The 9,599-nt window shown below is 40.7% G+C and carries 6 protein-coding genes; 5 read left to right on the top strand and 1 reads right to left on the bottom strand.

Going from position 1 to position 9,599, the window contains the following annotated elements:
• The coding region (locus VB714_RS25775) for an ATP-binding protein (protein ID WP_323228026.1) at positions 1 to 1,555 on the bottom strand (1,555 nt) is incomplete at its 3' end.
• 158 nt (positions 1,556 to 1,713) lie between these two features.
• Here VB714_RS25775 and VB714_RS25780 point away from each other — a divergent pair.
• The 5 genes from VB714_RS25780 (at position 1,714) to VB714_RS25800 (ending at position 9,218) form a co-directional block, all read left to right on the top strand.
• A complete protein-coding gene (locus VB714_RS25780) occupies positions 1,714 to 2,361 on the top strand; it encodes a hypothetical protein (RefSeq protein WP_323228028.1) in 648 nt (215 codons plus the stop codon).
• Between the two features lie 88 nt (positions 2,362 to 2,449).
• Positions 2,450 to 3,064 carry a hypothetical protein gene (locus VB714_RS25785; RefSeq protein WP_323228030.1) on the top strand — a complete coding sequence of 205 codons (615 nt, stop codon included), beginning with the start codon at positions 2,450 to 2,452 and terminating at the stop codon, positions 3,062 to 3,064.
• A 203-nt stretch (positions 3,065 to 3,267) separates the two neighbouring features.
• Positions 3,268 to 3,699 (top strand): hypothetical protein, encoded by a 432-nt coding sequence (locus VB714_RS25790; protein WP_323228033.1) that lies wholly within the window; start codon positions 3,268 to 3,270, stop codon positions 3,697 to 3,699.
• Positions 3,665 to 7,705, top strand: coding sequence for a caspase, EACC1-associated type (locus VB714_RS25795; RefSeq protein WP_323228036.1), 4,041 nt, complete (start codon positions 3,665 to 3,667; stop codon positions 7,703 to 7,705). The genes VB714_RS25790 and VB714_RS25795 overlap by 35 nt, the downstream gene beginning before the upstream one ends.
• 787 nt (positions 7,706 to 8,492) lie before the next feature.
• Positions 8,493 to 9,218: a hypothetical protein gene (locus tag VB714_RS25800; protein WP_323228039.1), complete on the top strand. Its 726-nt coding sequence runs from the start codon at positions 8,493 to 8,495 to the stop codon at positions 9,216 to 9,218.
• Positions 9,219 to 9,599 lie beyond the last annotated feature (381 nt).

Here is a 9,599-nt window from a genome sequence, read left to right on the forward strand (position 1 = left end):
GCGATCGCTCCGGACTGCTCGCCGCCCGACAATAATACGCCTTATTGCGAATTGCCTGCAACTCCTCTGCATCCCGCTTCGATGCCATGACAAACTCATTTAATTGCCCGTGCAATGCCTCAATTTCAATCCTCGCCTCCACATTCCCTCGCATTCGTTCCTCCTCCCCCAACCCGCAATAAAAATCTACCGCACACCGCTCCACCGCACGGGCAATTTCCACCGGAGTTGCCCCTCGATATGCCTTGAGCAAGCGATACCACTCCCGATCGCCCCAAGGTTCTCGTCCCTCTCCAAACTGAGTGGGAAAATACTTTTGCAAGTGAACTCGGAAAATCTCGTACATAGCTCCCATCTGGGGCAAATCTACAAACCAGATGCCCCCATCATCAAACCGACGCTTTAACTCCGCAGGTAACAATTGGATGCGATTCACTGTAGCTACCAACATCGCATCGCTGTCATGTTCCTGCATCCACGTTAGCAAGCGCTGGGACAGTCTCCTCGAAGCGCCTCCCGTTTCCCACCCCGTAAAGCCCTTATCAAAATCATCTGCCAGTAAAATGACTTTATCCAATGCGTCAGCCGTTGCTAAAATCCCAGCCAAGGTGCGATCTGGGTTGTCCGACCCCAAGACATTGCCCCACGATAAAGCCAAAAGCGAGTAACCCAAAGCCTTTGCTGCCAGTTTCGCACTTAAAGTCTTTCCCGTACCGGGCGGTCCCAATAACAGCATCCCTCGAGGGGGTCTCAGACCGTACTGACGGGCAGAGGGTTCGTTGAGTTTCACCACCTTTTCGGTTAAAAACCGTTGCAGCAAGTCTAATCCCCCTGCTGTCGGCACGTCGGGTTCGGCAATGAACTCCAACCCCAACCCCCGCAAGCGATTCGTTTTGTACTCCAACATAGCCTCGGATAAGGTGTCGAGATGGGGAGTAAGGGGGGCATAACGCTGCAATGCCAAAGAGATCGCCCCTCTTGCCAAACCCTGACAGGCAACCGCCAAGCGCTGTCGGGACTCGGGAGAATCCGATTGTAACGCTTGTTGTTGGCAAAACGTCTCGACGATCGCCCGCACTTCCTTCGCATCCGGTAAGGCATATTTGAGAATTTCCAATCCTTCCAGCTTGCTGCCAAATTGGAGATAAGCCCCCATCAAGACCGAATAGCAAGGAGTTGGAGAGAAACGATAGCGATCGCCTACATTTTGAATTTGGGACTCCAAGCGCGATCGCTCTCTCGCTTCCAACTGAGTAAAATCGGTCAGATCGTCCAAGAGAAAAATGCCCGTCCTCTCATCCTCCAACAACCACTGCAAGATATCCCCATCTTTTGGAATCAATTCGGTGGGAGAGAGTCGGTATTGTTTCCCTTCCACTTCAACCCCTTGCAGGGCGGCATAACCCGTATTCCAATAATAAAGGGGCAAATCTCGCTCGATCGCCTTCTGTTGAAATGCCGCAAAGATAAAAGCGCGATCGCTGGGCGAACATTCCAACCCGACGACGGGAATGCCCAACTCTGCCAAAATATCCCAATCTTCAATCGTTCTCATCGTTTTATTGCAACTATCCAAAACCCCACGATAGCGAAGCGCGATCGCACCTGCCTCGCCTTAACGAGGCAATTTCGACCCCTCAAAGGGATTGAAGTTAATTTTGAATTCGCGCTTGCCAGCGCGTCGGCGTTGAAATTTAGAGGATTTAAGCGAATATGGCGACAACTCGCAGACAAACCACTCGCGCTGCCAAAGCCAACACTAATGGGAGCGCTAAAACCACCAAAGCACGATCGACCAAAGCACAATCTGCCAAAACCGTCACGGCTGAAGAGTTGGTCAAGCGCATTCTCTCTGCCGTCGAACGCAAGTATAAAGTGCGCTTGGCCAAACGAGACCAACGCCTTGCCACAAAAGTCGGTCATGCGGCTCGGGAAAAGTTGGGCAAGGACATCCAAGCACAACTGGCGAAAAAACCCGGCAGTCACTCCTTTGACTGGACTGAGTGGAATACAAAAGTCTTCCCTAAAATTCTCGGCAACCCCAATACGTTGAAGTATCCCGTCGAAGTCATTGCCGATGCTCTCGTGCTGCTGTACGACAGTATCTCCGAAGGAACCGAAGAAGCGATCGCCGATTTGATCGAGTTCAATGCAGCTTCTCTCAAGCGTCGCAACGAATTGGCGAAGGCACAAGAGGAAGAATATGACGATCTCGACGACCTCGACGATGATGAGGATGAAATTGACGATCTCCTCGATGAAGAAGACGAGGACGATGAGGACTTCGATGATGAGGAAGACGAGGACGAGGACGATGAGGAAGATGAAGACTTCGATGACGAGGAGGATGACGAAGATTAATCCTTAAATCGATTACACAATAATGGCATTCGGGCATTCCAGACCTTTTCAAGGGGCGAGGAATGCCTATTTTTTTTGGAGGTTAAAGATGATTATTTTACCCTTTGAAATCGCTCCCCCTAAACGCTCTATTGACGATCTGGAGTTGATTGAGGGATTGATTTGGATTCCAGAATTGCTCACAAAGACGCAACAACGGCGATTGCGCTACCATCTCGATCGCTCTCCTTGGCAAAGTCCCCCGCACTTACCGAACCACCATCGCCAGCAATGTTACGGTTGGGTAGAAAAGCCCCCGAGCGATCGCTCCGTGTTGAATCCCCAACGAGACTATCTCGGCACGTTACCCGACTGGTTGAATGGGGTATTGCGACGACTCGAGCCGTGGATGCCCCAATGCGACCAAGTTATTGCTATTCTGACAACGAGAGAGGCGAATTCGAGGGATTGCCTGCCTCCCGGACTGCATCTCGATTCTACGAGAAATTTCGATAATGCGATCTCTATGATTGCTCTCTCTCCTCTGGAATTGCGCTTTCGTCGTGGCACGAGAGAACCCGTTAAGGTAGAGTTAGATGCGGGAGATGCGCTGATAATGCGAGATGAGGCGCGATATAAGTGGTTGCATCAGGTAGTTTTTGACGATGCGATCGAACAATTGTTCTTGCCCTTTCGCCAGACGAAGATTGGGAGTCAGGGATAGGGCGATCGCTGGTAGAATGGAGGTCAACTTGTATCGGGCTAGTACGCAATGACAAATTGTCTTCACAGCGATAATTTAGCTATACATTTGCTAGCATGATAAAAGATTTCTGTAGTCACTATAGGCAAACCGCAGATTTCGATTAGAATATCTCTATCCCTCCTCGCCCAACTCGAGGCCAGATTCAACAGTTGAAGGTAACTATGGTTACAGAAGACAACGCGACAATTCAATTCACTTTCGGGCTTGCTGGAGAAGAAGTTGAAGACGAGGAACGGCTCGAATTTGCTAGAAACCTACTGTGGGAGTTACGAGGCCTTGACGAGGTGGAGAAAGCAGAGCGAACCGAGGATTTAACACCAGAAGTCGGTAGCAAACCCGGTTGGGCAACGTTAATCGGAGTGCTGACTGCTGAAGTGAACTTCAAAAATTTCAAGGGATTTTTGGGATTCTTGGGCGATTACCTCAAAGACCAACCAATTGAGGTCAGCGTTAAAGTGGGAGATCACCAAGTGAACTTGAAAGTAGGAAGTTCTCGAGAGTTAGCCGAAGTTGAGAAAACGGCTATGAACTTAATAGCTGCCATGAGTGGAGAAAGTAATGTCGAGGAAGATAGCACTGCTCATCGGAGTTAGTAAGTATGGTGAAGGGATTCCTGCTCTCTCTGCCCCTCCCAATGACGTGATCGCAATGGAACGGGTGCTGAAGAATCCTGATTTGGGAGGGTTTGATGAAGTTGAAACGCTGATCGATCCCGATTTAACTGTCATGCAAATTTCGATTCATCGGCTGTTTGGCGATCGCGCTAAAGACGATCTGGTTTTGCTGTTTTTTTCGGGTCATGGTATTACCGACGATAGCAACCGCTTGTATTTTGCCACCAAAGGAACGTCGAAAAACGTCTACAAAGCCACTTCTGTTTCTGCGAGTTTCGTGCAAGATGTTTCTCGAGAAAGCTACGCCAAGCGACAGGTGATCGTCCTTGATTGTTGTTATAGCGGGGCGTTTGCGGAAGGTTGGCAAGTGAAAAGTGTGGGATTAGATTTGAAAAGGGAACTCGGTGCGGAAGGGCGAGTAGTGCTGACTTCTTCAACAGCAACGCAAACCTCCTTTCAGCAGGATGGTGCGATGCTTTCTCTTTATACACAATACCTCGTTGAAGGTCTTGAAACTGGATCGGCTGCTTGCGATGGAAAAGCTATGATTTACGCTCGTGAACTGCACGAGTATGCCAAGAGAAAAGTACAAGAAGCCAAACCGAAGCAAAAACCGGCTATTATTAGCGATCGCGAGGGTTACGATATCCTGTTAAGTCGAGCCTGTGTTAATTTGTCTCAAGATTGGGGAAATTCACCTGATATTTCTAGCTTCTTTGGTCGAACTAAAGAACTGGATATTTTACATAATTGGATTATTGATGAAGGTTGTCGTTTAGTTTCTATTGTTGGCATAGCTGGTGTTGGAAAAACTAGATTACCAATTAAACTTGGCAAAGGTGGTATTGGGAAAACTGATTTGTCACTAAAGTTCGCAAAATCTATTCAAAATAAATTTGAATATGTCATTTGGCGTTCCTTGTTAAATGGACCATCAATTACTGAGATTTTAAAGGATCTGATAGTTTTTTTCTCTAGTACAAATAAAGACATTTTATCCTTGAATATAAAAGAGCAAATTGATTTGTTAATCCAATGTTTAAAAAATAATAAATGTCTAATTATTTTAGATAACTTTGAAACCATCTTAAGTTCAAATACAAAAAAAGGAGGATATAGAGACGGATATCAAGAATATGGTTACTTGTTAAAACAAATAGCAGAAATCAATCACAAAAGTTGTCTATTGATAACCAGTCGAGAGAAGCCTCGAGAGATAGCGTTAAAAGCAAGTCAACTTTGCTTGGTTCGATCTATTGACTTAAAAGGACTTGATGAAACAAATGGACGAAAGATATTTGAAAAAATTGGTAAATTTTATGGTTCAGACGATGATTGGAAGCAGTTGATAGAATTTTATAATGGGAATCCTTTGGCACTGGAAATTATTGCTTTACACATTCAATCCATTTTTTCTGGAGATATTTCTGGCTTCCTTGAAAATGGTTTACAAGTTTTTGGTGAATTAGAAAACTTATTGGATTGGCATTTTAATCGTTTATCAAATCTAGAAAAAGAAGTTTTTTACTGGCTTTCTATTAATCGAGAACCTGTTTCTTTAATGGACTTAAAATCTGATTTATTCTTATCAAAATCCAAGAATAAAGTTGCTGAGACAATGCAATATCTTAGTCGTAAAATTCCTCTTGAAAAAGTCAACAATAAAATCACATTACAACCTGTTTTAATAGAGTATCTCAATACTAGGTTGATCAAAACAATAGTTGAAGAAATAGGCAGCAAAAATATTTCCGTTCTAAATACCCATAGTTTAATGAAAGCCAATTCAAAAGAATATGTTCGAGAATCTCAGAAACGCTTTATTTTAAAACCTATTATTGATGAATTAGTTGAAGTATTTGGTGATAAAAATCTAGCAATTAATAACTTATACGAATTAATTTTAACTCAAAAGAAAAATAACAAGAAAGTAATGCTTGGTTATTGTGGTGGAAATCTTATTAATCTAATTACTTTTCTTGAGAAAAACATTAAAAACTATGATTTTTCTAACATGGCTATTTGGCAAGCTCATTTGCAGGAGGTGACTTTACACAATGTTGATCTATCTTTTTCAGACCTATCTAAATCAGCTTTTACAGAAACATTTGGCAGTATTTTTTCAGTAAATTTTAGTCCTAATGGAAAACTCTTAGCAACCAGTGATACAGACGGGGAAATTCATTTATGGCAAGTTGAGGATAATCAAAAAATTTTGATTTTTAAAGCACATACTAACTGGATATGGTCAATTAGGTTTAGTCCTGATAGCACAATGATAGCAAGCGGTAGTTCCGATCAAACGGTTAAGTTATGGGATGTTTCTACAACACAATGTTTGAAAACTTTTAGAGGGCATAGTGGAAGAGTTCACTCTGTAACTTTTCATCCTAATTCTCCAATGTTAGCAAGTGGATGTGCTGATACTTCCATTATTTTATGGGATATTAAAACAAGTAAGATTTTAAAACAATTGCAGGGACATTCTAATGTAGTAACATCAGTTGTATTTAGTCCAAATGGTGATTTTTTAGCTAGTGCTAGTAATGATTGTAGTGTTAAATTATGGGATGTTAAAACAGGTGATTGTGTAAAAATAATGCAGAAACATATTGATACAGTAACATCAGTTGCTTTTAGTCCGAATAGTAAATTTTTAGCTAGTGCTAGTGATGATTGTAGTATTAGATTATGGGACATTGCAACAGGTGATTGTATAAAAATAATGAAAAAACATACTCAACCTATCAAAGTCATTGAATTTGACAAAAGTGGAAAATTGTTAGTCAGTGGCAGCAATGATACAACAATAAAAATTTGGGATGTAAACCAAGGAGATTGTATTAAGTCGCTTGAAGGGCATAATAATTGGGTAAGATCATTATCCATAAATTCTAATAAAAAAATCATAGCAAGTGCAAGTGTTGACCAAATGATAAAAATATGGGAGATTAGTAGTGGAAAATGCCTTAAAATCTTCAAAGGCTATACTAATGGAATAAGGGCTATTGCATTGAGTCAAACTGATAATATTTTTGCAAGTGGAAGTGAAGATCAAACAATCAGAATATGGGATTTTAACACTGGTCAATGCCTTAAAATTTTAAAAAATGAAAATTGGATATGGTCAGTAGCATTTAGCACCGATACTCAACTTTTAGCTAGCGGTAGTGCAGATCGAAAAATAAAATTATGGAATGCTAAAACCAGCGAAATTGTCAAGATTATGAAAGGACATGAACACTGGGTTTGGTCAGTGGTATTTAGTCCCACTGATCGAATTTTAGCCAGTGCTAGTGAGGATATGACAGTTAGATTATGGGATATTGATACTGGTGAGTGTATCAATATTTTAAAAGGTCATACGAAATGTGTCTGGTCAGTCATATTTAGTTCTGATGGTCAATTCATAGCAAGTGGAAGTCAAGATCAAACAATAAAAATATGGGAAGTCAACACCGGAAAGTGTCTCAAAACTTTAGAGGGTCATAGTAATTGGGTAAGATCGATCGTTTTTAGCCCATGTAATCAAATGATAGTTAGTGGAAGTGCTGACACAACAGTAAAAATTTGGGATTTTAAAACGGGAGTCTGTATAGCTACTTTGGAAGGACATAAAAATGGAGTTAGGTCGGTTGCTTTAAGTCCTGATGGTAAAATTTTAGCTAGTGGAAGTGCTGACACAACAATAAGAGTTTGGGATTTTTATGAAAAAAAATGCCTAAATACTTTACTAGGACATACTAATAATGTTTGGTCGGTAGTATTTAGTAAAAATGGTCAATATCTCGTTAGTGGTAGCCAAGATGAGTTAATAAAAATTTGGAGTCTTGAAAAAGGAAATTGTTTACATACTTTGAGACCTATGAGACCTTATGAACATACAAATATCAGCAATATTTCAGGCTTGACAAATGCCCAAATAAGAATGTTAAAAAATTTGGGGGCAGTTGACAATAGTATAAATCTGAATATGAACAATTAAGAAGTCTTTCTCGTCGATGTTATTTATAGCTTCATTCTCCGATAACAAAACTAATTGAGTCGTGAATACCTCACAGACTGAAACCCTTGCTACTGCTAACTTGCTTGTTTATAGCTCAAATGGACTTGCTATAACAGGTTAAACGCATCTTATAAGTATATCAAAAAATACAGCAATCAGGCGTAATGCTAGAGAAGCTACCGTGAAGTGCCAACAGAGGAGATGAAGTTCCGATTTTGGATTTGGACTCGGAACAATGACTATTTTTGGGGTGAAAAATCGAACATTTGAACCTAAAATCGTTCAAAAAGTTCCGATTCTTTGCGTTCTCGGAATCTATGCAGAATCTCGATGTAACGAATTGTTAACCTCTGAAACCGCAAAGGCTTCACGGGTGTTGGCACTCGGTGACACGTTCCCTAGCATTGGGCGAATCAATTCGATTGTGGCGCCCAAACTCTACAGCCTTGCTATTGTCTATATCTATAGTTACATGGTTATTAAACATCAGAAGAGAATCTGGTTTTTGTGCAACCCAAAAATTCATACATTTTGATTTGAGAAGAAACTGAAATCTGAAATCAGGAGTTTTTTTGTTACAATTTATACATTAGATGCGTTTAACCTGTTCTCTCGAATTTACAAAACTTTACATTATGTTCGATCTTACACATATCACCACACTATTAAAGACTGAAACCTTTGTCTAGCAAGCGTTTTATGTTTAGTTGGCACTTCAAGATAAATTTGCTATGGTGGAGCAATCAAGCACACATGGATCAAAATAATGATGAAAGGAAATTTTCACGAAACACTTGAACACTCTAAAGAATTTCATATTCATATTGATGGTCATTGGATATCCCAAAGTTTTGAGAATTTCCTTGTGAAAAATCATGACTTCATCATTTCTAACTTTCCCGGTCATCCTGAAGGAATTCCTCATTATGAACCTGTAAGACATCTTACAAAAAAAATTAAAGTAGGAAAAAAATTTCATGAAGTTTTTGATTCAATTGAAAATTATTTAGAAACTAATCCGAAATCTATTGAAGGATACATTGAAGGTGAATATGTTCCTGTTGATATTGATATCTCAGAAAAAGACTTTAATCCTGAAATAGAAATACCTTGTCAATTTCAACTAACGTCTCTTACACTAGGAACATTTCGCGAAGATGAAATTCATATAACCTTATCTCGGGATGAATCAGATGCAAAATTAATTGATTCTTTAAGAAGGATGGGTTTTTTCTCTGCATATGCAAAAAAAACTTATGGTGCTGCGGAAGTTTTAACTGTTCAAGGAACATATAAACAAATTCAAGAAATTTTACCAAAAATTGTTACTTATTTGGAACAAGCAGGAGGAGCAGTAAAATGCAGTGTTAAAGAAGAACGAATTGTGCGATGGTGGCTAAGTTCTTCGGAGCTTAGTTTACCTCCCGTACTTGAATCAGTGAATCAACCCATTTTTCTACCGCAAGAACAGTTAAATTTAATATTTGCTTAATATTCACCTCAAGTAAGGTCAGTAACGGGTTTTAGTTAGACTGCTCTCTAAAACCCTAATGCTTGTACTTTAATTCTCTACTTATTAAAATATCACAAATTGAATAACGAGACGCGATCCCATTTCCCCTACTAACCCCCTTAAAAACTATCCAACCGAATTCGCTTCTCTTCAACCCTTCGCATCTCCTTCCCATCCCAACAGACCTGCATCCGACGCAGAGCCATTTCCCCTTCCAATTGATTGATATCCAGCTTGAGGGGTGACAAGCAAGCTATAAAGCCGATTTTATAAGGGTTAGAGCGTGCAGTCCTTTCTGAAAATAGAGACGCTTATGAGATTTAAGATTCATCAAAAGAGTGGCAAGGTCTGACCAAAGTT

This window comes from Spirulina sp. 06S082 (genome assembly GCF_034932145.1).
In the GTDB taxonomy this organism is placed as follows: Bacteria; Cyanobacteriota; Cyanobacteriia; order Cyanobacteriales; family Spirulinaceae; genus CCY15215.